Below are 22,561 nucleotides of genomic sequence, written 5' to 3'. Positions count from 1 at the left end.
CAGCATCATCTTCACAAAAGTATTGCGCTTCCTTGCCGGCATCCGTAATATACGCGGCCTGCACCGACGCAATCGCGGAAATGCAGAAGCAAAACGGGCGGTTAGCTCAGCGGTAGAGCACTACCTTGACATGGTAGGGGTCACAGGTTCGAACCCTGTACCGCCCACCACGAAGTTCTCGGAAGAGGGCTGTCGTGAACTGCAAAGCCCGGCCCTGGCGCCGGGTTTTTACGTAGCAAGGCCAGCCTTCGGTCGGCAAGAACAAGATGGGCGGTTAGCTCAGCGGTAGAGCACTACCTTGACATGGTAGGGGTCACAGGTTCGAACCCTGTACCGCCCACCACCTGCTCCCGGCATTGCCGGTGAAGCGGTGGAAACGATGGAAGCCGGCCCTGGGGCCGGCTTTTTTCGTTCCGGAGGGGGCGCTGCCCGTCCTTCCGGTGAAGCCGCATCCGCGGCGGTTCAGTGGCCTGAAATCAGCGGGTGATGCTGATCGAACGCTGGATCCGCCAATGGCCATCAACGCGTTCCCACAGCTGCGCCACCTGTACCCGGGCCAGCGCAGCATGCGGGCTGCCGCCAGGGTCGTCTGCCGGTCGCTGGCTGCCCAGGCGCAGCACGCGGTCCTGGCGCAGGTGATAGAGCTGCAGGGGCAGCGCTGCATGCGTGTCCTGTGGCGCCTCGGTGCGCAGGATCTGGCTGCGCAGGGCATCCTCGGTGGGCCCGCTGCCGTCGCCGAACAGGCTGGAGAACAGCAGGATCAGGGCAAGCATCGGCATGGCACGGTGCTCCAGCGGGAAAGTGCGTGCAGGCTGGCATGGCCGGCCGGGCTCCGCAGCCGGCCTGCGACGAAGGCGGGGATTGCGCCGCCAAAGGCAGGCAGGCGGCGATGAATCCGGGCCGTGCAGGCGTAGACTCGGGGCTGCTGCGCAACTGCGCGATCACTGCAAGGAGCTGCCGAATGAGCGATCACGTCCCGGTGTCCAGGCCCAATCCGTTGCTGGAACGCCTGTTCGGCGGCAACATGCTGGAAGGCACCTTCAAGGCAGTGATCTGGGTTGCGATCCTGTGCGCGCTACTGGCGTGGACCACGCTGCGCTGAGCGGCGCTGCCGCGCCGTACCTGCCTGGTTGCAGGCCCTGCTGATGCGATGAATCCCGCTGCCACCGCAAGGCTGCGGCGGCAGCGTCCGTGCGTGTGCCGTCAGGCGCTGAAGGCCTGGCGCAGGCTGCGCAGAGTCGCCTGGCGATGTTCCCTGGCTGTTGCTTCGCCCATCTCCAGCTCCTGCAGGCGCAGCCCGACCAGGGTCATCGACAACGCATAGCCGCGTGCCGCGTCGGCAACGCGTGACAGGCCCACGGCACGGCGGGCCAGTGCATTCACATGTTCAAGGTCGGGCATCAGTCCCAGATAGGCGCGTTCGGCGCTGTCCAGGTCCGGTGCACGCAGGATCGCGTGGGCTTCGGCGGTGGGGGAGACGGAGGCCATGGGGGGTCCTTGTCCGTAGGGGGCGCTCGCTCAGAACGAGCGCATCAGGGAAATGAAGGCCGACGTCTGCGTGCCACGCCGTGCCATCGGGCTGTCCTTTACTGCATCGCCGAACCACTGGTTGGCCACCACGCCGGTCGCGCGCCATTTCGTACCCAGCGGTGTGCTGACCGCAATCTGCAGGCTTGGCGAGGTGGTACTGCCCGGCCGGTAGGCGGCAAGGCCCGAGCGCAGTGCCTCTTCGTCGCTGATGCCGTAGTAGTAGTCGAGCAGCCGTGAACTGGAATGCACCACACCCGCCCGCGGCACCCAGGTGAAGCGGCCCGCCTGGATCGGATAGCTGTAATGCAGGCGCGACTCGAAGCCGCCGCCATGACCGGTGACTTCCCGCATCATGCTGGCCTCGACCATGCCCCAGTCGGCACTGTACTCACCGGTGATGCCCGCCATGGCCGACATCTGCCGGCTGTGCAGGCGGCGCAGCTGTGCGTCGTTCACGTCGTCGGTCTTGAAGCGCAGCGTGTAGGGCGTGACCGCCGCCGACAGGCGCAGTCCCTGGCCCTTGTAGAGGTACATGCCCAGCGAGCCGGGGCTGGCGAAGAAACGCTCGCCCTGCCAGGCAACGGCCGGTACCACCAGGGGTTTGACGTCATAGTGCGCGTACGCGCCGGAGGTCGCGCCAGCGCTGATGCCGGCCTGCACGCCCGGGTTCTGCTCGGCAGCGTGGGTGAGCAACGGCACGCCGAGGGCAGTGGTGAACAGCAGCGGGCGCAGCAGGGTCGGGGACAGCGACGGCATCGATCAGCCACTTTGCAGGGGATGGCTGGGCATGGTGACGGGGCAACATTGTCAGAACATTGCGCCGGCGCGATCGGCATGCATGGGCGCAAAACCACGGCGCCAGGCACTATGATCGGCAGCGTTTCCGGTAGACGAGTTCCTGATGCGCATCCTCCTGGTCGAAGACGATCCTGATCTGTCCCGCGCCCTGCAATCGGGCCTGGAGCGGCAGGGCGTGGTCGCCGACGTGGTCGGCAGCCTGGCCGAGGCCGCGCTTGCATTGCGCGAACCGGTGCACCAGCTGCTGCTGCTTGATCGCCAGCTGCCCGACGGCGATGGCGCCGGATTCGTGGCGACGGCGCGTGCGCTGCGGCCGAACCTGGCCGTGATCATGCTGACCGCCAAGGGCACGCTGTCGGACAAGGTCGAAGGCCTGGACGTCGGTGCCGATGACTATCTGGTCAAGCCGGTGGCCATCGAAGAGCTGATGGCGCGCATCCGCGCCGTATCGCGCAGGCCTTCGGCGATGGTGACGCCAAGCCTGCGGCTGGGGCGGCTCGAGTTCGATTTCGAATCGCTGCAGGCACAGGTGGAGGGCCTGCCATTGGCGCTGCCTCGGCGGCAGGTGCTGGTGCTGCAGGCGCTGGCGATGCGGCAGGGCCGCACGGTCACCCGCAGTGCGCTGGAGGCGGCGGTGTACGGGTTCGACGATGAGATCCAATCCAATGCGCTCGATGCGCATATCTCCAAGCTGCGCAAGGCGCTGCAGCAGGCCGGGGCCGGTGTGGAGATCCACGTGATCCGCGGCGTCGGCTACCTGCTGGCGGAGGCCTGAGATGGCCCGTCCGATCCGTTCGATCACGCTTGGCCTGGCGTGGCGCCTGTTCCTGGCGCAGGCCTTCACCGTACTGTTCGCGGTGGTCGCGCTGATCCTGACCTGGGGTGACAAGGACTCCTGGGGCATGGACATGTTCGTTGCCGAGGCGGTGGCCAAGGCGGTGCACAGCGAAGGCGGCCGGCTGGTGCTGGACCAGGCGCGCTGGGACAAGCTCGATGCCAATGCCGGGGGAAATCTCTGGTTTGCCGCGGTGGACGACAAGGGCATGTGGCTGGAGCGCGGCACCATCCCTGCGATCCACGCGCCGCTGCTCGCACGACTGCCCACCGTGGGCGCCACCGAACTGGGTTCGCTGGCGCCGCCCTACCTGGATGTGGCACGGGTGATGATCCGCAACGAGGATGGACGCCGCATCACCGTGATGGTCGGTGGCGCACCCAAGGGCGGGCTGCTGGACGGTGCGCTGATGGTGCTGCGCTTGATCGGCCTGTGGTTCTTCCTGCCATTGATCGTGGTCACCCTGCTGGTGATGCCGACCGTGATCCACCGTGCGATGCGTGGCGTGCGCCGTTCCGCGCAGCAGGCCAAGGAGCTGGACATCGGCCAGCCCGGTGCGCGCCTGGATGCGCAGCTGGTTTCCACGGAAGTGGCGCCGCTGGTGGAAGCATTCAACGACGCCATCGACAAGGTGCAGCAGGGCTACGCTGCGCGCGACAAGTTCCTCGCCGACGCGGCGCACGAACTGCGCGTGCCGATCGCCGTGGTGCAGGCGCGCCTGTCGCAGCTGCCGCAGGGCGAGCTGAAATCGCAGCTGCTGACCGACGTGGCGCGGCTGGGCAATGTTGCCGAGCACCTGCTCGATCTGCAACGGCTTGACCGCAATGTCGGCGCATTGCAGCGGCTGGACCTGGCCCTGCTGGTGCGTGAGGCCGCTGCGGACCTGGCGCCGTTGGTGGTGGGTGCCGGTTATGGATTCGAAGTGGATGCGCCGGAGGCGCCGGTGTGGATCCACGGCGACAGCCTGGCGCTGGGACGGGTGATTGCCAACCTGGTACACAACGCGATCGTGCATGGCGGTGGCCGTGGCACCATCTGCGTGCGCTTGGACACGCGCGGGTTGCTGGAAGTCAGCGACCAGGGTGCGGGCATTCCGGTAGGCGACCGCGAGGCGATCTTCGAGCCGTTCCATCGCCTGCGCGCGGCCGGCAGCGGCAGTGGCCTGGGCCTGCACCTGGTGAAGGAAATCGTGCAGCACCACGGTGGCTCGGTCAGTGTCGGCGAGGCCCCGGGGGGCGGCGCGAGCTTCCGGGTCAATTTCCATCGCGGCAGCGTCCGCCGCTGACCCATCTTCGGGGCAAGTCCCGATAGCAGCCTGCGGGCGACGGCGGCAGGCTGGCTTCATGGCCGCCGAGCGTTCCCCGTCTCCCCTGCTGGGCAGTGGCTCCGCTGCAGCGCTGACACTGGGAGCGCTGGCCTGCGTGCAGCTGCCACAGCTGCCGCCGTTGTGGGTCTGCACAGTGATGATCGTGCTTGGCATGGCAGGGTGGGGCCTGCGTTGGCGCGGGCGCCTGCCGGCGGTCGTGCTGTTCGCTGTCGGATGGACGGCGATACATGGGCATTGGGCATTGCAGGACCAGCTTCCGCCGGGCCAGCCCGCGCGGGATGTGCTGGTCAGTGGCCGGGTCATCGATCTGCCGGACCACGGAGCCACGTACACTCGCTTCCTGCTGCAGGTCAGTGAGAGCAGCGAACTGCCATCGCTGCGCGGCAAGCGCCTGCAGGTCACCTGGAACGATGCCTGGCCTGCCCGCGCTGCCGCCGACGCCGGGCGTGGGCGTCATCAGGTCATGGCTGGTGCGCAGTGGCACCTGGCCCTGCGCGTGCGGGCGCCCCGGTCGCGGATCAATCCCGGTGGATTCGACAGTGAACGTCATGCGCTGCTGCGTGGCGTATCCGGCAACGGAACGGTGCGGGCGCCGGCCAGCGCGCGTGAGCTGCAGGCCGCGCAGGGCCTGCCGGCCTGGCGTGAACGCAGCAGCAGCGCCATCGCCGTGCAGGTGGCCCATCCGGCCGCGCGCTTCGTGCAGGCGCTTGCATTGGGCGATACGCGGGGCCTGTCCGATACCGATTGGGATCAGTTGCGGGCGCTGGGGCTGACACACCTGGTGGCCATTTCCGGGTTCCATGTCGGGGTGGTGGCGGGGCTGGGGGCATTGCTGTGCCGGGGGCTGTGGTGGCTGTGCCCGCTGCTGGCCCGCCATTGGCCACGCCCGCAGGCGGCGGCCTGCGCCGCGGCGCTGGCCGCAGCAGGCTATGCGGTGCTGGCCGGCAGTGAATTGCCGACTGTGCGCACTGCGCTGATGATCGGGCTGGTCGCACTGGCGCGCAGCGGGCGGCGCCCGCTCGGTATCGTGCAGGGGCTCGCGCTGGCGGCGCTGGCGCTGCTGCTGCCGGCGCCGCTGTCGGTGCTGTCGGCGGGCTTCTGGCTCAGTTTCGGCGGCGTGTGGTGGCTGGTGTGGTGCTTGCCGCAGGGACGTCCGCGCGGGCTGGCCGCCAACCTGCGCGGGTTCCTGGCCGCACAAGGGGTGGCCAGCGTCGGCCTGTTGCCGCTGGGCATCGCGTTGTTCGGTGGAACCGCCTGGCTGGGACCGCTGGTGAACCTGCCGGTCATCCCCTGGTGGACGTTGCTGGTGGTACCCCTGTCGCTGCTGGGCACCGCCCTGCAGGTGCTGCATGACGGGGCCGGGCGCTGGGCGTGGCGCGCTGCGGCGTGGTTGTTCGAGATCAGCTGGCAGGCCCTGCAGCCGCTGGCGGCGCATCCGCAGGCGATGTGGTGGTTGGCCGAGGCACCGGCCTGGGCAGTGCCGGCGGCGCTGCTGGGCGTGTTCTGGTGGCTGCTGCCGCGTGGTGCCGGGGGCGGGCTGGCCGGCCTGCTGTTGTGCCTGCCGCTGCTGTGGCCGCAGCGTGAGCGACCGGCCGAGGGCGAACTGGAGCTGCTCGTGCACGACGTCGGCCAGGGTACGGCGGTGCTGCTGCGCACCGCGCGGCATGCGCTCTGGTACGACGTGGGGCCGCCGAACGCAGGTGAGGGCAGTGAGCGGATCCTGGTCCCGTCACTGCGGGCGTTGGGCCAGGCGCCGCCTGACCGGGTCCTGATCAGCCACGACCACCTCGACCATGCGGGCAACCTGCCGAGCCTGCGCCTCCAGCTGCCGGGGCTGCCATTGCTGGTGCCGCCTGGCAGTACGCTCGCCGGGGACCGGCGTTGCCAGCGGGGCCTGCGCTGGCACTGGGACGGGGTCGATTTCCAGGTGCTGCACCCGGATTCCGGCAGCCAGCGGGCCGAAAACGAGGACAGTTGCGTGCTGCGCGTGGCCAGCGCTCATGGCGTGGTCCTGCTGCCCGGGGACATCGGCCGTCCGGCCGAACAGACGCTGTTGCGGGCGTCTGCGATGGCGCTGAAGGCCGATGTGGTGCTGGTGCCGCACCATGGCAGCGGCGGCAGCTCCAGCGCGCCCTGGGTGGCGGCGGTGTCACCCCGGCTGGCGCTGGTCTCGGCCGGGCACCAGAACCGCTTCGGCCACCCGCGCCAGGACGTGGTCCGGCGCTGGCAGGCGCAGGGCGCCGAGGTTGTGTCCACCGCGGAGTCCGGGGCGATCCGCGTATGGCTTGGCGCACAAGGGCTGCAGCTGCGTGAACAGCGTATCCATGCATCCCGGTGGTGGGATGCCGCTGGGCGGGCGCGGTCGGCTGCTATCCTATCGCCGATCGAACAAGCGGCCGTTGGGCCGGAGGGTTGAAACGTGTGGGAACTGGTCAAGGCCGGTGGCTGGCCGATGGTGCCGCTGCTGCTGTTGGGCGTACTGGCTTTGGCGATCATCCTGGAGCGTTTCTGGTCCCTGCGGCGAACGGAGGTGCTGCCGCCCGGCCTCGGCCAGGAAGTGCGCAACTGGGCGGCACGCGGCAAGCTTGACCCGGCGCACCTGCAGACCCTGCGCGCCAACTCGCCGCTGGGCGCATTGCTGGCGGCTGCGCTGGAAGCCCGCAACCGCCCGCGCGACCAGATCCGCGAGCGCATCGAAGACACCGGCCGTCACCTGGTGCACCGCATGGAGCGCTTCCTCAACGCACTGGGCACCATTGCCTCGGCGGGCCCGCTGCTGGGCCTGCTGGGCACGGTGATCGGCATGATCCAGATGTTCCTGGGCATCCTCGACCATGGCGTGGGTGACGTGAACCAGCTGGCCGGCGGCATCGGCAAGGCGCTGGTATGCACCGCCACCGGCATGATCGTGGCCATCCCGGCGCTGATGTTCCATCGCTACTTCAAGGGCCGCATCCATGGCTATGTGGTGGAGATGGAGCAGGAAGCCAGCGCCCTGCTGGACACGCTCGACGGCCGCCCGGGGGTATTGAACCCGGCCCCGGCCGCGCGCCCGGCCAACGCCGCCACGGCGAAGGCCTGATCGATGCGTATCGGCAATGACCGATCCCAGGATGAGCCGCATATCGATCTGGTCCCGTTGATCGACGTCATCCTGGTGCTGATCATCTTCTTCGTGGTCACCACCACCTTCGATGCGCGCTCGACGCTGCAGGTGCAGCTGCCTACCGCCAGCCAGCAGCCCAACAACGAGCCGCCGCGTTCGCTCAGCGTGCTGATCAACGCCGAAGGCCGTTATTTCATCAATGACCAGGAAGTGCTGCGCAGTGACGTCGAGTCGGTCAAGCAGACCATCGCCGCCGTCGCCGGCAGTGACCGCAGCCAGCCTGTGCTGCTGCGCGCCGACGCGCGCACTCCCTACCAGGCCGTGGTGACTGCGCAGGACGCGCTCGGTCAGCTCGGTTTCCGTCGTATCGCCATTGCAACTGCGCCAGAGGTGCGTCCATGAGTTCCCATCACGCGCCGGTGTGGCCGATCTACAAACGTCTGCTGGGCTACACCCGCACCTACTGGGTGTTCATGGTGGGCGCGGTCATCGCCATGGTGGTCGAAGCCCTGGCCGGCTACCACTTCACCAAACTGATGGAGCCTCTGGTCAACGAAGGCTTCGTCGATCCGCAGCCGCGCGCGGCCGTGGTGCTGCCGCTGACCATCCTCGGCCTGTTCCTGATGCGCAGCGTGGCCACCTGGGTCAGCGACTACACGCTGGCCAAGACCGGCCGCAGCGTGGTCCGCGACCTGCGTGAGCAGGTGCTGCAGAAGTACCTTCACCTGCCGTCGTCGCACTTCGATACCGAAGCGACGCCGGTGATGGTCAGCCGCCTGAACTTCGACACCGAGCAGGTCACCCAGGCCAGCGCCGACGCGCTGAAGACCGTGGTGGCCGATACCCTCACCATCATCGCAATGCTGGCGGTGATGCTGCAGATGAGCGTCAAGGTCACCCTGGCGATGCTGGTGGTGGTGCCGCTGATCGGCGTGATCGTGTCCTACGTCGGCAAGCGCTACCGGCGCATCAGCCGCGGCATCCAGGACGGCATGGGCACCATGGCGCAGACCGCCGAGCAGTCGCTGGCCGCGCAGCAGGAAGTGAAGGTGCATGGCACCCAGCAGCACGAGATCTCGCGCTACTCGCGCCTGGCCAACCGGATGCTGGCGCTGAACATGAAGGTCGAGGTCACCCGCGCGGCTGCCTCCAGCGTGGTGCAGTTCCTGGCCGCACTGGCGCTGGCGGTGATCGTCTGGGTGTCGACCCGCGAAGCACTGGCGGGCCGCCTCAATGCCGGCCAGTTCATGGGCCTGATGACCTCGATGATGGCCATCATTCCTTCGCTGCGCCGCCTGACCAGCGTACAGACATCGATTTCGCGCGGTGTTTCCGCCGCCGAGCGCCTGTTCGGCATCATCGACATGCCGGTGGAGCGCGATGAGGGCCAGCACCGCGTGCAGCGCGTGCGCGGTGAACTGGCGTTCGACCACGTCATGCTGCGCTACCGCGAAGACAGCGGCATCGCCCTGGACGACATCAGTTTCGTTGCCAGGCCGGGCACGGTGACGGCCATTGTCGGCCGTTCCGGCAGCGGCAAGACCAGCCTGATCCGGCTGGTGCCACGTTTCTACGAGCCCAGTGGCGGCGTCATCACCCTCGATGGCGTGGCCCTGGACGACTACCCGCTGGCCGACCTGCGCCGGCAGGTGGCGATGGTCGGGCAGAAGGTCATGCTGTTCGATGACACCATCGCCGCCAACATCGCCTATGGCATGGAAGCGACCGACGAGCAGATCCGCGCGGCGGCCGAAGCCGCCAACGCCTGGGAGTTCATCGCACGCATGCCGCAACAGCTGCAGACCCCGGTAGGCGAGAACGGCGCGCTGCTGTCCGGTGGCCAGCGCCAGCGCCTGGCGATTGCCCGCGCGATCCTGCGCGATGCCCCGATCCTGATCCTCGATGAAGCCACTGCGGCGCTGGACAACGAATCCGAGCGCCTGGTGCAGGATGCACTGCAGCGCCTGATGCCGGAACGCACCACGCTGGTGATCGCGCACCGCCTGTCGACCATCGAGCATGCCGACCAGGTGCTGGTGATGGACCATGGCCGCATCGTTGAGCGCGGCACCCACAGGGAGCTGCTCGAACTGGGTGGCCTGTACCAGCACCTGCACAGCATGCAGTTCCGCGAAAGGCAGGACTGATGGCCGGCAAGGGTACCCAGACCCCGCCGTACTGGTACGACGGCAGCCCGGTTCCGTGGACGATGCGACTGCTGGCACCGCTGTACGCGGGTGTCACCGCGCTGCGCCGGCGCGCCTATCGGCGTGGCTGGTGCAGGCGCCATTCGTTGCCGGTACCGGTCATCGTGGTCGGCAACATCACTGCGGGGGGGACCGGCAAGACGCCGCTGACCATTGCCCTGGTCGAGCGCCTGCGCGCGGCCGGCTGGAAGCCAGGCGTGGCCAGCCGCGGCTATGGCCGCGAAGACGCCGACAAACCGCTGTGGGTACAGGCCGACACGCCGACCGCCAAGGGCGGTGACGAGCCGGTGCTGATCGCCTGGAAGACCGGCGTGCCGGTGCGCGTGGACCGCGACCGGGTCGCCGCCGGCAAGGCGCTGATCGAGGCCGGTTGCGATGTGATCGTCTGTGACGACGGCCTGCAGCACTACCGCCTGGCGCGTGACATCGAGATCGAAGTGGTCGATGCACAGCGTCGCTACGGCAATGGCCGGATGATTCCGGCCGGGCCGTTGCGCGAGCCGGCCAGCCGCGCCAGCGAGTGTGATTTCCGCGTGGTCAACCTCGGCCAGGCCGATGAGGAGACGGCGGCGCAGGCCTGTGGTTTCGGCCAGTGGCCGATGGCCCTGCACATCGACAGTGCACAGCCGCTGGCCGGTGGCCGCGCGCGTCCGCTGGCGTACTTCATGGGCCAGCGCGTGCATGCGGTGGCCGGCATCGCCCATCCACAGCGCTTCTTCGACATGTTGCGCGCGCGCGGGATCGGCGTGGTGCCGCACGCGTTCGCCGATCATCAGGCCTACCAGCCGCAGGACCTGTCCTTCGGCAGCCAGCTGCCGGTACTGATGACCGAGAAGGACGCGGTGAAATGCCGCGCGTTCGGCAACGACTGGCATTATGCGGTGCCGCTGCGCGCCGAGTTGCCCGCGGCGTTCTGGGTGGCGTTGACCGATCGCCTGGACAAGCTGCGACCGAACTGAGTGGCGCGGCGGCGCTTGCATTCACGCGCCGCTGGCCGCATTCCCGTTGTAACGAGCCTGCCGAGTACCGCCCGCATGACCGAATTCGTCGTCGCCATTCCGGCCCGCCATGCCGCCTCGCGGCTGCCGGGCAAGCCGTTGCGCCCGCTGGGCGGCGAGCCGCTGGTGCTGCACGTGGCTCGCCGCGCGCTGCAGGCCGGTGCCCGCGAGGTCTGGGTGGCGACCGACGATCAGCGCATATCCGATGCGCTGTCCGGGCTGGCCGAGGTGAAGGTGGCGATGACCGCGGCCACGCACGCCTCCGGCACCGATCGGCTGGCCGAGTGCGCGCGTATCGCCGGCTGGGCCGATGACACGGTGGTGGTCAACCTGCAGGGCGATGAACCGTTCGCACCGGCGGCCGGCATCCGTGCGGTGGCCGATGCGCTGGTCGCCGGCAAAGCGCCGATGTCGACGCTGGCCACTGCCGTCGAGGACGCGCATACGCTGTTCGACCCGAACGTGGTCAAGCTGGTACGCAACGTACGCAACGAGGCGATGTATTTCAGCCGCGCTCCGATCGCCTGGCACCGCGACGGTTTCGCACGCAGCCGGGACACGCTGCCGGAAGGCCATGCCTGGCTGCGCCACATCGGCATCTACGGCTATCGTGCCGGTTTCCTGCAGCAGTTCGCCGCGATGCCGCCGGGGCAGCTTGAACAGGTCGAGTCGCTGGAGCAGCTGCGCGTGCTGGAAGCCGGCTACCCGATCAGCGTGGCGATCTCGCCCGAGCCGTTCCCGCCGGGCATCGACACGCCCGAGGACCTGGAGCGTGCCGAGCGGTTGCTGCAGGCGATGGCAGCGCGATGAGGCTGCTGGTCGTCTGCCTCGGCAACATCTGCCGTTCGCCGATGGCCGAAGGGGCGTTGCGCGCACGGCTGGATGACTCGCCGCTGGCCGGGCGGGTGCAGGTTGATTCGGCCGGCACCGGCGACTGGCACGTCGGCGAGCCGCCGGACCGCCGTGCGATCGCCTGCGCGGCCGGACATGGCGTGGACATCGGCGGCCTGCGCGCACGCCAGTTGCAGGCCGTGGATTTCGACCGTTTCGACTGGATCCTGTGTGCCGACGAGGCCAACCTGCGCGATGCCGGGCGCCTGGCGTCGGCCGCCCAGCGTGAACGGCTGGCGCTGTACCTGCCCTGGTCGGGCGGGCAGGGGCGGGTCGCGATCCCCGATCCATACACCGGCGGCAGCGATCATTTCGAACAGGTCTGGTCGCTGGTCGACGATGCTGCAAAACGTGCGGTGGCACGACTGTTGCATGACGCCGACTCCGGCATAATCGGGTCATGAACGTCCAGCCCGTCCCGGACCTGCCCGAGTTCGCCACCTGGCTCAATGCCACCCCCTGCACCCTGACCGAACTGCGCGGCCGGCCGGTCGCGCTGCTGTTCGTCAATGCGGCCTCCGCCTGGAGTGCGCAACGCCTGGCCGAATTCGGCCAATGGCTGTCGCGCCACCCGGGCAAGCTGCAGCCGCTGGTGCTGCAGGTACCGCGCTTCGATTTCGAGCGCGACGCCAGTGCCGCGCTGAAGCTGCTGCGGCGCCAGGGCCTGACCATGCCCGTGCTGCTCGATGCCGACTGGGATGGCTGGCGCCGCTTCGGCGTTACCGCCTGGCCGACCATGGTGCTGCTGGACGCGCAGGGCCGCGAGCAGCAGCGGCTGGTCGGGCAGGGCGCACCCGGTGAACTGGAGCGCGCCCTGAACGCGCTGTGCCAGGGCGCACCTTCGGCGCCGCCGCGCGGCGGCAGCGAACTGCATCCGGAACCACGGCAGTCCTTGCGCTTTCCGCAGGGACTGGCGGTCAGCACCGAACGCCTGTACATCGCCGACAGCGGCCATCACCGCATTCTCGAATGCAGCCATGGCGGCCGCATCCTGCGCCAGTTCGGCCTCGGCACCGCCGATTTCATGGACGGCAACCTCGCCGAAGCGGCGTTCCACCGCCCGCAGGCGCTGGTGCTGGAACGCGATTCGCTGTACGTCGCCGACACCGGCAACCACGCCGTGCGCCGTATCAACCTGCTGACCGGCATGGTCGACACGTTGTGTGGCAACGGGCGTCCCGGTGCGCCGGTGGAAGGCCCGGTCGCGCAGGCGCGGCAGGTCCCGCTGGATCATCCGGTCGGCCTGGCCATCGCCGACAACCAGCTGCACATCGCGATGGCCGGCGACAACCGTATCTGGAGCTACCATCTGGGCCAGCGCAGCCTGCAATGGCGCGCCGGCAGTGGCTCCATCGACGAGCGGGATGGCAGCGGCCATCTGGCTGCCTTTGCCCAGCCGACCGCGCTGGCCGTGGTGCAGCAGGTGCTGTACGTCGCCGATGCGTTGGGATCCTCGATCCGTGCACTGCAGCTGCGCGGCGACCTGGTACAGACGCTGGTCGGGCAGGGGCCATGGCGCTTCGGCAGTGAAGATGGCCCGCGCACGCAGGCCAGCCTGCAGTTCCCGCAGGCGATCGCATTGAGCGCGGACGCCCCGCTGCTGTGGATCGCCGATACCGGCAACGGCCGCCTGCGCACGCTGCGCCTGGGCGGTGGTGAACTGACCACCCAGCCGCTGCCGCGCCGCCTGCATGGCCCGGCTGGGCTGGCGGTAGGCGCGGGTGCGGTGTGGATCGCCGAGACCGATGCACATGCCGTGCTTCGATTCGACCCCGACAGCGGCGTGCTCAGCGAAGTCCCGATCAGCGAATGACCGACGTTCCCGCCCCGGCCTTCGACGGCAAGGCCTTCGCGGCCCAGCTCAGTACCGCGCCCGGCGTGTACCGCATGTATGCGGCCGACGACACCCTGCTGTACGTGGGCAAGGCGCGCGCGCTGCGCAACCGTGTCGGCAGCTATTTCAACGGCAGCCCGAAAAACGCGCGGATCATGTCGATGATCTCGCAGATCACGCGGATGGACGTGACCGTGACGCGCTCGGAAGCCGAGGCGTTGCTGCTGGAAAACCAGCTGATCAAGTCGCTGTCGCCGCGCTACAACGTCTCGTTGCGTGACGACAAGACCTACCCGCATGTGCTGCTGACCCGCGAGGACTGGCCGCGCATCGCCCTGCATCGCGGCCCGCGTGCCATTCCCGGCCGTTATTTCGGGCCGTATCCCGGCGTGACCGCAGTGCGTGAAACGCTGAACCTGATGCACAAGCTGTTCAAGCTGCGCAGCTGCGAGGACAGCGTGTTCCGCAACCGCTCGCGGCCGTGCCTGCAGTACCAGATCGGTCGTTGCAGCGCGCCCTGCGTGGAGCTGGTGCCGGCGCCGGAGTACGCCGAATCGGTGCGCCGCGCTGCGCTGTTCCTGGAAGGCAAGAGCGACGAGCTGACCCGCGAGCTGGGCGAACAGATGCAGGCCGCCAGCGAGGCGCTGGAGTTCGAGCAGGCCGCGCGCCTGCGCGACCTGATCTCCTCGCTGCGCAGCATGCAGACCCGCCAGTACGTGGATGGCCGCGCCGCCGACCTGGACGTGCTGGCGGTGGCCATGCAGGGGTCGCAGGCCTGCGTGCTGCTGCTGGCCTTCCGTGATGGCCGCAATCTCGGCACCCGCCCGTTCTTCCCGCGCACCAATGGCGAGGAGAGCCCGGAGGAAGTGCTGGCCGCGTTCGTCTCGCAGTACTACATCGAATTCGAGCCGCCACGCGAGATCCTGCTGGACCGCGAGATTCCTGATGCCGACCTGCTGGTCGCAGCACTGTCGGCCTCGGCTGAGCGCAAGGTGCAGCTGAAGTGGAACGTGCGCGGCGAACGCGCCGGCTATGTGGAACTGGCCAGCCGCAACGCGCAGCTGACCCTGGCCACCGAACTCAACAGCCGCAACGCGCAGCACGCGCGCAGCGATGCACTGCGCGACATGCTGGGCCTGGCCGAGCCGGTCAAGCGTGTCGAGTGTTTCGATATCAGCCACACCATGGGCGAGGCCACCGTGGCCTCATGCGTGGTGTTCGATGCCGCCGGCCCGGTGCGCGCGCAGTACCGCCGCTTCAACATCAGCGGCATCGAGCCCGGCGACGACTACGCCGCCATGCGCCAGGCCATCGACCGCCGCTTCCGCCGTGCGGTGGAAGAGCAGGGCGTGCTGCCGGACGTGCTGCTGATCGACGGTGGCGCCGGCCAGCTGGCCCAGGCGCAGGCCGCACTGGCCGACCTGGGCGTGGAAGGCGTGCTGCTGGTGGGCGTGGCCAAGGGCGTGGAGCGCCGCGCCGGCCACGAAGCGCTGGTGATGCCCGATGGCCGCGAGCTGCGCCCGGGCGCGGCCAACCCGGCGCTGCAGTTCATCCAGCAGGTGCGCGACGAGGCGCACCGCTTCGCCATCACCGGCCACCGCGGCCGCCGCCAGAAGGCGCGGATGACCAGCAAGCTGGAGGACATCCCCGGTATCGGCCCGCGTCGCCGCGCCAGCCTGCTCAAGCATTTCGGCGGTCTGGTCGGCCTGAAAGCCGCCGGCGAAGCGGAAATCGCCAGGGTGGAAGGCATCAATGACGCCCTCGCGGCACGTATCTACGCTAACCTGCACGGGTTGGCCACGCCTGATGCGGCCGAGTAGAGAGAGAAGCACGCAAGCATGAAGTTGACCCTGCCCACCTGGCTGACGTTGTTGCGGATCGTGATGATCCCGGTGCTGGTGCTGGTGTTCTACCTGCCCTACACCTGGACCAACTTCGCTTCGGCGGCGATCTTCGGCCTGGCCGCGATCACCGACTGGCTCGATGGCTGGATCGCACGCCGTTACCAGCTGGAGTCGGCCTTCGGTGCCTTCCTCGACCCGGTCGCGGACAAGCTGATGGTGGCGGTGGCGCTGTTCCTGATCGTGCAGGGCCACCCGACACCGTGGATGGCGTTCTGGGCGGCGGTCATCGTCGGCCGTGAGATCGCGGTGTCGGCGCTGCGCGAGTGGATGGCCGAGCTGGGCCAGCGCGCCAAGGTCCGCGTGGCGATGATCGGCAAGGTCAAGACCACCGCGCAGATGGTCGCGCTGCTGTGCCTGCTGTATTCGGTGGCCCCGAACGTGCCGGTGGAAGACATCTGGATGGGGTGGCCGGTGTTCCATATCGGCGACTGGACCCTGGCGATTGCCGCGGTGCTGACCCTGTGGTCGGGCCTGCAGTACCTGCATGCCGCCTGGCCGAGCCTGCGCGATGACGAGCGCGCTGCGCGCGAGCGCGCGCGGCAGAAGAAGCTGGGCAACTGAGCACCGGGTTCGGATCCCTTCCCGCAGGACGGGCGCTGCCCCCATCGATGAATCCTTCCACGCATGGCGTGGATCTGCTGATTTGTGAGGGCGTTGGAGGAGATCCACGCCATGCGTGGATACGCGGCGCTGGGCGCCGCGCAGGCCCTGAAAAAAGCGCTTGACGCCATTTCCAGAATAGGTAGAATTTCGCCTCCCAAGCGGGAATAGCTCAGTTGGTAGAGCGCAACCTTGCCAAGGTTGAGGTCGCGAGTTCGAGTCTCGTTTCCCGCTCCAGATTCAAGAAGAACGCTCCCGCAAGGGGGCGTTTTTCGTTTGCCTGTTTCCCGCTTCATCCCCACTTCACCGCCACTTCTTCGCCTCGCCACGCGGCGGTCCGAAGCTGCATCTCCGTTCCTCCAGGGCGATGCAGCAATGCCTCACACTCCCTCCGCGCACGACCATGATGTGGTCATCGCCGGCGCCAGCTTCGCCGGTGCCGCCTGTGCACTGGCCGCTGCCCAGTACGGCCTGCGCGTCTGCGTGCTTGAACGCAAGGCCGACCCGGGCGAACGCCTGCACACCACCGGCATCGTGGTGAAGGAAGCGATGGAGCAGGCCTGGCTGGGGCGCATGCCCGGACATCTGCTGCAGCGCGTCGCGAACGTGCGCCTGTACGCGCCCAACCTGCGCAGCGTGGTGCTGGCCGCACCGGGCTACTACTTCCTCACCACCGATACGCCGAACCTGATGCGTTGGCTGGCCAGCGAACTGATTGCCAGTGGTGTCGACCTGCGCCTGCAGCAGTCCTTCACCGACGCCCATCGCAGTGGTGACGGCTGGCAGGTGGAAGGGGCAGGGCGGTGCGCCTATCTGGTCGGCGCCGATGGTGCGCGCTCACGCGTGGCCGTGCGAACCGGCCTCGGCCAGGTGCGTGACACTCTCTACGGCGTCGAGCGCGAGTTTGCCGGCCTGCAGTTGCCGCAGGGCGACGCGTTGCATTGCTTCGTCAGCAAGCGCTACGCGCCGGGCTACATCGGCTGGGTCGCGCAGAATCCGACCGGGCTGCAGGTCGGATTGGCGCTGCGTCACGATCCGCAACGGGTGCGGCCGCCGGACATTGATGGTTTCCTCGACCACGTGCGCGACGTGGTCGGCATTCCGCGTTCGGCGCGTCCCTCGGCCACCCGCGCCGGCCTGGTGCCCTGTGGCCGGCCAGAGGGGCCGATCACCGGCCAACGCGTGATCCTGACCGGCGACGCGGCGGGCATCGTCTCGCCGCTGTCCGCCGGGGGCATCCACTCCTCGTGGCGGCATGGCTGGGCGGTCGGCGATGCCATTGGCCGCCACCTGCGTGGCACCGGTACGCAGCCGGAGCGGGTGGCGCGGCAGGTGGCGCCGGCATTCCGTGGCAAGCGCCTGCTGCGTTGGGCGATGGATCATCTGCAGGCCGACTGGCCGCTCAACGCGCTGCTGCACACGGCTGCCACGCGGCGCATCGCCGAGCAGGTCTACTTCCACCGGCGCGGCCTGCGGACCTGAGGTCCCCGCCCTGGAGGCCTGAACGCCGGCCTGCACAGCAGGCAAAAATTCCTGTTGACGCCGTGCAGCAATATCGACACAATAGCGCTCCTTCGACGCAGGTCGAACGAAATCTGCGGGAATAGCTCAGTTGGTAGAGCGCAACCTTGCCAAGGTTGAGGTCGCGAGTTCGAGTCTCGTTTCCCGCTCCAGATTCAAGAAAAACGCTCCCGCAAGGGGGCGTTTTTCGTTTGTCACACCGGTTGCACCACCGCCGCGCTAGCGTGCCTTGCCGGGCAGGGCGCTGCACCAGGTCCGGGCATCGTGCCGGTCGAAGCCGGGGCAGCGGTTGTCCTGCGGGATGTAGACGTAGGGGACGTCAACTTCGTAGGTGAAGTGGTAGTAGTAGGTTCGATCCATTGCGTACAGCCAGTAGTTCGACGAACCTTCGTTGATCGCATACGGCTCGAAGGTGAGGATCGAGGATTCGGCGGGAATGAAGTTGCTGCGTTCCAGCAGCAGCAGCGCGTTCGAGGCCAGTGGGGTGGTCAGCGCGACAACGGGCGCACCGACAATCAGTGTTGTGATCGAGGCAGTCATCAGCCAGCGGCGGGGACGATTCACGGGCAGGCGGCATCGGGGCAGGACAGTGCCGCAATGTGACGTACGCAGTGAAAAGCATCCAGTGTTCCGTCCCGGGAACACATTGAAAGCGTAGTGAAAGGCTGGGTCAGCGTTGCCTGAACCGCACGCGTGTTGTGACCTTTTTCGGACCAATTCTCCATGTTCGCTCCACAATCGCACGGTAGCCTTCATGCTCCTTCTACACGTTGGCGGGCTGGTGGTCAGGCGTATCACTTCAGTGGCAGTGCCCAGGACCGGGCGCGGATTCCCCCTGCAGGCAGTACTGCGCCCCTGCGCGCTGTTCGCGAGCCTGGCCCTGGCTGGCTGCATGTCGGTGCCGGTTCCGGACCTGCCTGATCGCACGCCCAGCACCTGGACCCAGGTGCCGCAGGGCCAGGGCGTGGCGGTGGACGCCAGGCAGTGGTGGAAAGTGTTGTCCGACCCGGCGCTGGACGGCCTGGTCAACCAGGCCATCGCCGGCAATCTCGACCTCCAGCAAGCCACGCTGCGCCTGCAGGCGGTGCGGATCGTCGCCGGCACGTCCGACTCACGGTTCCTGCCGGAGATCTCGGCCAGCGCCAAGCAGGTGCAGGATGCTGCTGCGGTCGATACCTACTTCCATGCGGGCATTGAAGCGATCTGGGACCTGGGCCTGTTCGGCGCCGCCGAAAGCGCGCAGTTGAGCGCGCAGGCTTCGGCCGGCAATGCCGAGGCCCTGCGCAGTGCTGCGCAGGTGGCGGTGATCGCCGATGTGGTGCGCAGCTATCTGGACCTGACCGTGGCGCAGTCCCAGCAGGACCTGCTGGCCCGGCAGCAGGCCGTGGACGACCGCGGCGAACAACTGGCGCGGGTCCGCCAGCGCCTGCGCCTGGATGAGCCGGGCGAGCTGGAACGCCTGCGTGCGCGCCAGGCAGCGACCCGTGCAGCCACGGCGCAGGCCCGCGAGAATGCGGACAGCGCGGCCCGCGCGCTGGCGCTGCTGCTGGGTCGTGACGGTCCGGATCCGGCCTGGCGCGCATATCGCACTCCACCCACCCTGGGCGCGTTCTCGCTGCAACAGGTCCCGGCCGATCTGCTGCGCCACCGCCCGCAGATCCTGCTGGCGGAATCAGAGGTGATGCAGGCTGCGGCCAGCAAGGGTTCGGCGCGTGCAGCGATGTATCCGAGGGTCAGCCTTGGCGGCTCCATCCTGTACGCCTACAACCTCACCCAGAACGCCCGCTCCAATTCCGATTCCAGCCCGTCGATCGGCCCGTACATCGATATTCCGCTGTGGGACTGGGGCCAGCGCCGCGCGCGCTTCCATGCCGACGAGAAACAACTGGATGCCGCATTGCTCGGCTACCGCAAGGCCGTGCTGGAAGGCGTGAGCGAAGTGGAAGGCGCGCTCGGCAGCCTGGCGCGGCAGAACAGCAGCATCCAGTCGCTGCGCGCGGCCGACGCCGCCGCCGGCCAGCAGCTCAAGCGGCAAGCGCGGCAGGTGCAGCTGGGCCTGTCCAGCGAATTCGACGGGCTCGACACGCAGCGTGCCGCACTCGCCTCGCAGGCCGACCTGATCGGAGCGCAGGGTGCGCGCGTACTGGCTTTTGCGTCGCTGTACCGCGCCCTCGGTGGCGCCCCGCTGCCTGCCGAGGGTGAGGGCGAATCGCAATGATCGCGCTGGCCCGCAAGACCCTGGCCTATGAGTGGCGCCGGTTCCTGCCGGTGGTGCTGGCGATGTGCTTTGCTGGTGTGCTGCTGATCGTGCAGGCGGCGCTGGTGCTGGGCATCTTTGGTACCGCCGCGATCTACGTGAAGGCATCCTCAGCCGATATCTGGGCTGGTTTCCCCGGCACCCAGAGCGTCAACTACGGGCATGCGATCAGCGCGGATGTCGAAAGCCACCTGCGCATGGACCCGGATGTCACCCGCGTCGAACCCTACGAATGGGTCGATGGAGAGTGGCGTTCCAGCGCGCAGGGCACCGGCAACGTGTCGGTGTATCTGTCCGGCATCTCCACCCGCGACGACGCGATGATGTTCGCGCGGATCCTGCCTGCCGACCTGCGCGCGCAGCTGCGTGAACCCGGTGCGGTGATTGTCGACAGCGCCGACCTGGATACGCTGGGCGTGGACCTGCAGAACAACCGTGCGTGGATCAACGGCAAGGCGGTGCGCGTGGTCGCAGCGCAGCCTGGGCTGCGTGGCCTCGGTGGGGTCAACGTGCTGGCGTCGCTGGATACCGCACGCGCCATCGCCGGCACCGATCCGCACGAGGGCAGTACCTATTTCGTGGCGGGCCTGCGCTCGCCGGAGCTGGCTGATCGCGTGCGTGACCGCCTGGCCGCGTCGATGGGCCGGGCCACACCGGTCGAGTTCTGGACCGCGCCGGAGTTTGCCAGCCGCTCGCAGCAATACTGGCTCTTCGATACCGGCGCAGGTATCGCCGTGTTGTTCATGGCCGTCATCGTCTGCTTCGTCGGTGCGGTGATCACCAACCAGTCGTTCGCCTCGGTGGTGGCCGGTTCGGTGCGCGAGTACGCCACGCTCAATGCACTCGGTGCGGGCCGCTATGCGCTGGCAAGGGTGGTGTTCGAGCAGGCATTGCTGATCGGCGGCGTGGGCATGTTGCTGGCGGCGGCGTTCAGCACCGCGGTGCTGTTGATCGCGCAGACCCAGCGCGTGCCGGTGCAGCTGACGCCGATGGTGATCCTCGGCTGCGTGGCGCTGGTCGCGGTGATGGCCATGCTGTCCAGCATCATGGCGGTGCGCAGTGTCGTCCGCTCCGATCCATCGTTGCTGCTGCGTTGAGGACCGGCCGATGACTTCTACACGCGCTGTCGCCCCGACCCTGCAGGCCGAGGCACTGGAAAAGGGTTTCATGTCCGGCGATGTGCAGGTGCCGGTGCTGCGCGGGCTTTCGCTGGACATCTATCCCGGCGAGCTGACCCTGGTGTCGGGCCCGTCCGGCTGTGGCAAGAGCACGCTGCTGTCGTTGCTGTCCGGCCTGTCCGCACCTGATGGTGGGCGCGTGCATGCACTCGGCCAGGACGTGGGGCATATGAGTCGCAGCGAGGTGGAGCGCTTCCGCTTGCACCATGTCGGCTTCGTGTTCCAGGGCTTCAACCTGTTCCCGGCGCTGACCGCGCTGGAGCAGGTGCAGCTGCCACTGGGTTACCGTGGCATGCGCAATCGCGAAAGCGAACCGCTGGCCCGCAAGGCGCTGGAAGAAGTTGGCCTCAGCCATCGCAGCCACATGCGCCCGGCGCAGTTGTCCGGCGGCGAGAAGCAGCGCGTGGCGGTGGCCCGCGCCTTCGCCAAGTCGCCGACACTGATCTTCGCCGACGAACCCACCAGCGCGCTGGACGCCGAGAATGGCCAGCGCGTGATCGACATCCTGCATCGCTACGCACGTGCGCATGGCGCCACCGTGCTGTGCGTGAGCCACGATCCCCGCCTGATCCGGCATGCCGATCGGGTGATCGCCATGGAAGACGGCATGGTCCGTGATGACCGCCGCCAGAACGAAACTGTAGAGTCCGCCCCATGACCAAGACGTCGCACCTGCTTCCCCTCAGCCTGGCCCTGTCCGCGGCATTGCTGCTCGGCGCCTGTTCCAGGGATGCGCCCGCGCCCGCACCGGCGCCTTCGGGCAAGGCGGCCGCAACCGCCGCAGGCAAGGTTGCGGTCGCGCGCGGCATCATCGATGTCGAGGGCGGCCTGATCGCGTTGGCGCCACCGGTGGATGGCTCGATCACCGCCGCGCCGGTGAAGGAGGGCGCCACGGTGAAGAAGGGGCAGCTGCTGCTGTCGCTGGATGGCGCCCTGCTGCAGCAGGAGGTGGCCATGGCCACCGCCGACCTGGCCCTGGCCAATGATCGCCTGAAGGGCAGCCAGGTGCAGCTGCGCGAACTGGAGCGCAACGCCACCCGCCTGTCCACCGGCGCCAGCGAAGGCGTGTCGTCCAACCAGCAGGCCGATGCGGCCAAGCAGCAGCTGGCCGGCGTGCGCGCCGATGCCGACGTGGCCGGGGCGCAGGTCGACATAGCCCAGCACAAGCTGGAGCACGCCAGGCTGAAACTGCAGCAGATGTCGCTGAGCGCACCGGAAGCAGGCACCGTGGTCGGCCAGGTGCCGGGCCTGGGCGCATTCGTGCAGGGCGGCAAGCCGGCGATCTCACTGCTGCCGGCGCGCCCGCTGCAGGTGCGCGCCGAACTCAGCGCGGCCTACGCCGACGCCGTGCAGGTGGGCATGCAGGCCACGGTGGTGCCGGACAGCGATGGTGCCGAGAACACCGCGACGCTGCCGCCGGCACGCGTGGTTCGCATCAGCCCGGTGTTCGCGCAGGCACGCCTGCCTGAAGACGCAGGGCGTGGCGTGGCCAAGGTGGTGGAGTGCGTGCTGGAGTTTGAAGGTGAGGCCAAGGCGCGCTTCGGCCAGCATGTGCGGGTGGAGTTCCGCAAGTAA

Annotated in this window: 22 protein-coding genes and 4 tRNA genes; 22 read left to right on the top strand and 4 right to left on the bottom strand. The window is 68.3% G+C overall.

Features of this window, described 5'->3' with window-relative positions; all coding sequences use genetic code 11:
- The first annotated feature begins 95 nt into the window (after positions 1-95).
- Positions 96-170 (top strand) — tRNA-Val (locus B9Y64_RS00470).
- Between the two features lie 98 nt (positions 171-268).
- Positions 269-343: transfer RNA gene (locus B9Y64_RS00465), tRNA-Val, on the top strand.
- 133 nt (positions 344-476) lie between these two features.
- Here the strand turns inward: B9Y64_RS00465 and B9Y64_RS00460 are convergent.
- The gene (locus B9Y64_RS00460) at positions 477-779 is read right to left on the bottom strand and encodes a hypothetical protein (protein ID WP_100439058.1); all 303 of its coding nucleotides are present in this window, start codon (positions 777-779) and stop codon (positions 477-479) included.
- Between the two features lie 182 nt (positions 780-961).
- On the opposite strand from B9Y64_RS00460, the gene B9Y64_RS22115 reads away from it, so the two are divergent.
- A complete protein-coding gene (locus B9Y64_RS22115) occupies positions 962-1,102 on the top strand; it encodes a hypothetical protein (protein ID WP_180886216.1) in 141 nt (46 codons plus the stop codon).
- A gap of 101 nt (positions 1,103-1,203) precedes the next feature.
- Here B9Y64_RS22115 and B9Y64_RS00455 read toward each other — a convergent pair whose 3' ends face one another.
- Both B9Y64_RS00455 and B9Y64_RS00450 read right to left on the bottom strand, forming a co-directional pair.
- On the bottom strand, positions 1,204-1,488 hold the full coding sequence (locus B9Y64_RS00455; RefSeq protein WP_100439057.1) for a hypothetical protein: 285 nt from the start codon (positions 1,486-1,488) through the stop codon (positions 1,204-1,206).
- A 30-nt stretch (positions 1,489-1,518) separates the two neighbouring features.
- The gene (locus tag B9Y64_RS00450) at positions 1,519-2,286 is read right to left on the bottom strand and encodes a MipA/OmpV family protein (RefSeq protein WP_100439056.1); all 768 of its coding nucleotides are present in this window, start codon (positions 2,284-2,286) and stop codon (positions 1,519-1,521) included.
- Between the two features lie 145 nt (positions 2,287-2,431).
- Between B9Y64_RS00450 and B9Y64_RS00445 the strand changes: the two genes are divergently transcribed.
- The 15 genes from B9Y64_RS00445 to B9Y64_RS00375 all read left to right on the top strand — a co-directional run bounded on the left by B9Y64_RS00445 (position 2,432) and on the right by B9Y64_RS00375 (position 17,703).
- On the top strand, positions 2,432-3,103 hold the full coding sequence (locus B9Y64_RS00445) for a response regulator transcription factor (protein WP_100439055.1): 672 nt from the start codon (positions 2,432-2,434) through the stop codon (positions 3,101-3,103).
- Between the two features lies 1 nt (position 3,104).
- Positions 3,105-4,448 (top strand): sensor histidine kinase, encoded by a 1,344-nt coding sequence (locus B9Y64_RS00440; protein ID WP_100439054.1) that lies wholly within the window; start codon positions 3,105-3,107, stop codon positions 4,446-4,448.
- 58 nt (positions 4,449-4,506) lie between these two features.
- Positions 4,507-6,906 (top strand): DNA internalization-related competence protein ComEC/Rec2, encoded by a 2,400-nt coding sequence (locus B9Y64_RS00435; protein WP_100439053.1) that lies wholly within the window; start codon positions 4,507-4,509, stop codon positions 6,904-6,906.
- A 3-nt stretch (positions 6,907-6,909) separates the two neighbouring features.
- Entirely contained in the window at positions 6,910-7,572 is a 663-nt protein-coding gene (locus tag B9Y64_RS00430) for a MotA/TolQ/ExbB proton channel family protein (RefSeq protein ID WP_049399930.1), read from the top strand.
- A gap of 3 nt (positions 7,573-7,575) precedes the next feature.
- On the top strand, positions 7,576-7,998 hold the full coding sequence (locus tag B9Y64_RS00425; protein WP_014036620.1) for an ExbD/TolR family protein: 423 nt from the start codon (positions 7,576-7,578) through the stop codon (positions 7,996-7,998).
- The gene (gene msbA, locus B9Y64_RS00420; RefSeq protein ID WP_100439052.1) at positions 7,995-9,743 is read left to right on the top strand and encodes a lipid A export permease/ATP-binding protein MsbA; all 1,749 of its coding nucleotides are present in this window, start codon (positions 7,995-7,997) and stop codon (positions 9,741-9,743) included. The genes B9Y64_RS00425 and msbA overlap by 4 nt, the downstream gene beginning before the upstream one ends.
- Complete coding sequence (gene lpxK, locus B9Y64_RS00415; protein WP_100439051.1) at positions 9,743-10,762, top strand: tetraacyldisaccharide 4'-kinase; 1,020 nt, start codon at positions 9,743-9,745, stop codon at positions 10,760-10,762. Before msbA ends, lpxK begins: the two co-directional genes overlap by 1 nt.
- 75 nt (positions 10,763-10,837) lie before the next feature.
- Positions 10,838-11,611: a 3-deoxy-manno-octulosonate cytidylyltransferase gene (gene kdsB / locus B9Y64_RS00410; RefSeq protein ID WP_100439050.1), complete on the top strand. Its 774-nt coding sequence runs from the start codon at positions 10,838-10,840 to the stop codon at positions 11,609-11,611.
- Positions 11,608-12,096 carry a low molecular weight protein-tyrosine-phosphatase gene (locus B9Y64_RS00405; protein WP_100439049.1) on the top strand — a complete coding sequence of 163 codons (489 nt, stop codon included), beginning with the start codon at positions 11,608-11,610 and terminating at the stop codon, positions 12,094-12,096. Before kdsB ends, B9Y64_RS00405 begins: the two co-directional genes overlap by 4 nt.
- Positions 12,093-13,505, top strand: coding sequence for a hypothetical protein (locus B9Y64_RS00400; protein WP_100439048.1), 1,413 nt, complete (start codon positions 12,093-12,095; stop codon positions 13,503-13,505). The genes B9Y64_RS00405 and B9Y64_RS00400 overlap by 4 nt, the downstream gene beginning before the upstream one ends.
- Positions 13,502-15,346, top strand: a complete 1,845-nt coding sequence (gene uvrC, locus B9Y64_RS00395; protein WP_100439047.1) for an excinuclease ABC subunit UvrC — start codon at positions 13,502-13,504, stop codon at positions 15,344-15,346. The genes B9Y64_RS00400 and uvrC overlap by 4 nt, the downstream gene beginning before the upstream one ends.
- 18 nt (positions 15,347-15,364) lie before the next feature.
- Positions 15,365-15,991 (top strand): CDP-diacylglycerol--glycerol-3-phosphate 3-phosphatidyltransferase, encoded by a 627-nt coding sequence (gene pgsA, locus B9Y64_RS00390; protein WP_012510614.1) that lies wholly within the window; start codon positions 15,365-15,367, stop codon positions 15,989-15,991.
- A 200-nt stretch (positions 15,992-16,191) separates the two neighbouring features.
- A tRNA-Gly gene (locus B9Y64_RS00385) sits at positions 16,192-16,267 on the top strand.
- 138 nt (positions 16,268-16,405) lie between these two features.
- Positions 16,406-17,512: an NAD(P)/FAD-dependent oxidoreductase gene (locus B9Y64_RS00380; protein ID WP_100439046.1), complete on the top strand. Its 1,107-nt coding sequence runs from the start codon at positions 16,406-16,408 to the stop codon at positions 17,510-17,512.
- A 115-nt stretch (positions 17,513-17,627) separates the two neighbouring features.
- Positions 17,628-17,703, top strand: a tRNA-Gly gene (locus B9Y64_RS00375).
- 67 nt (positions 17,704-17,770) lie between these two features.
- On the opposite strand, the gene B9Y64_RS00370 is transcribed toward B9Y64_RS00375, so the two are convergent.
- Positions 17,771-18,115, bottom strand: a complete 345-nt coding sequence (locus B9Y64_RS00370; protein ID WP_238379823.1) for a hypothetical protein — start codon at positions 18,113-18,115, stop codon at positions 17,771-17,773.
- Positions 18,116-18,305: 190 nt separating this feature from the next.
- On the opposite strand from B9Y64_RS00370, the gene B9Y64_RS00365 reads away from it, so the two are divergent.
- Genes B9Y64_RS00365 through B9Y64_RS00350 form a run of 4 tightly spaced genes read left to right on the top strand, consistent with a single transcriptional unit; the run spans position 18,306 to position 22,561 of the window.
- Positions 18,306-19,769: a TolC family protein gene (locus tag B9Y64_RS00365; protein ID WP_100439044.1), complete on the top strand. Its 1,464-nt coding sequence runs from the start codon at positions 18,306-18,308 to the stop codon at positions 19,767-19,769.
- On the top strand, positions 19,766-20,905 hold the full coding sequence (locus B9Y64_RS00360; protein WP_100439043.1) for an ABC transporter permease: 1,140 nt from the start codon (positions 19,766-19,768) through the stop codon (positions 20,903-20,905). Before B9Y64_RS00365 ends, B9Y64_RS00360 begins: the two co-directional genes overlap by 4 nt.
- 10 nt (positions 20,906-20,915) lie before the next feature.
- Positions 20,916-21,644 carry an ABC transporter ATP-binding protein gene (locus B9Y64_RS00355; protein ID WP_100439042.1) on the top strand — a complete coding sequence of 243 codons (729 nt, stop codon included), beginning with the start codon at positions 20,916-20,918 and terminating at the stop codon, positions 21,642-21,644.
- Positions 21,641-22,561 (top strand): HlyD family secretion protein, encoded by a 921-nt coding sequence (locus B9Y64_RS00350; RefSeq protein ID WP_100439041.1) that lies wholly within the window; start codon positions 21,641-21,643, stop codon positions 22,559-22,561. The genes B9Y64_RS00355 and B9Y64_RS00350 overlap by 4 nt, the downstream gene beginning before the upstream one ends.

This window comes from Stenotrophomonas maltophilia (assembly GCF_002799245.1).
In the GTDB taxonomy this organism is placed as follows: domain Bacteria; phylum Pseudomonadota; class Gammaproteobacteria; order Xanthomonadales; family Xanthomonadaceae; genus Stenotrophomonas; species Stenotrophomonas maltophilia_S.
The sequence above is the reverse complement of the archived record's forward strand: the minus strand, read 5'-3'. Positions and strand labels throughout refer to the sequence as shown.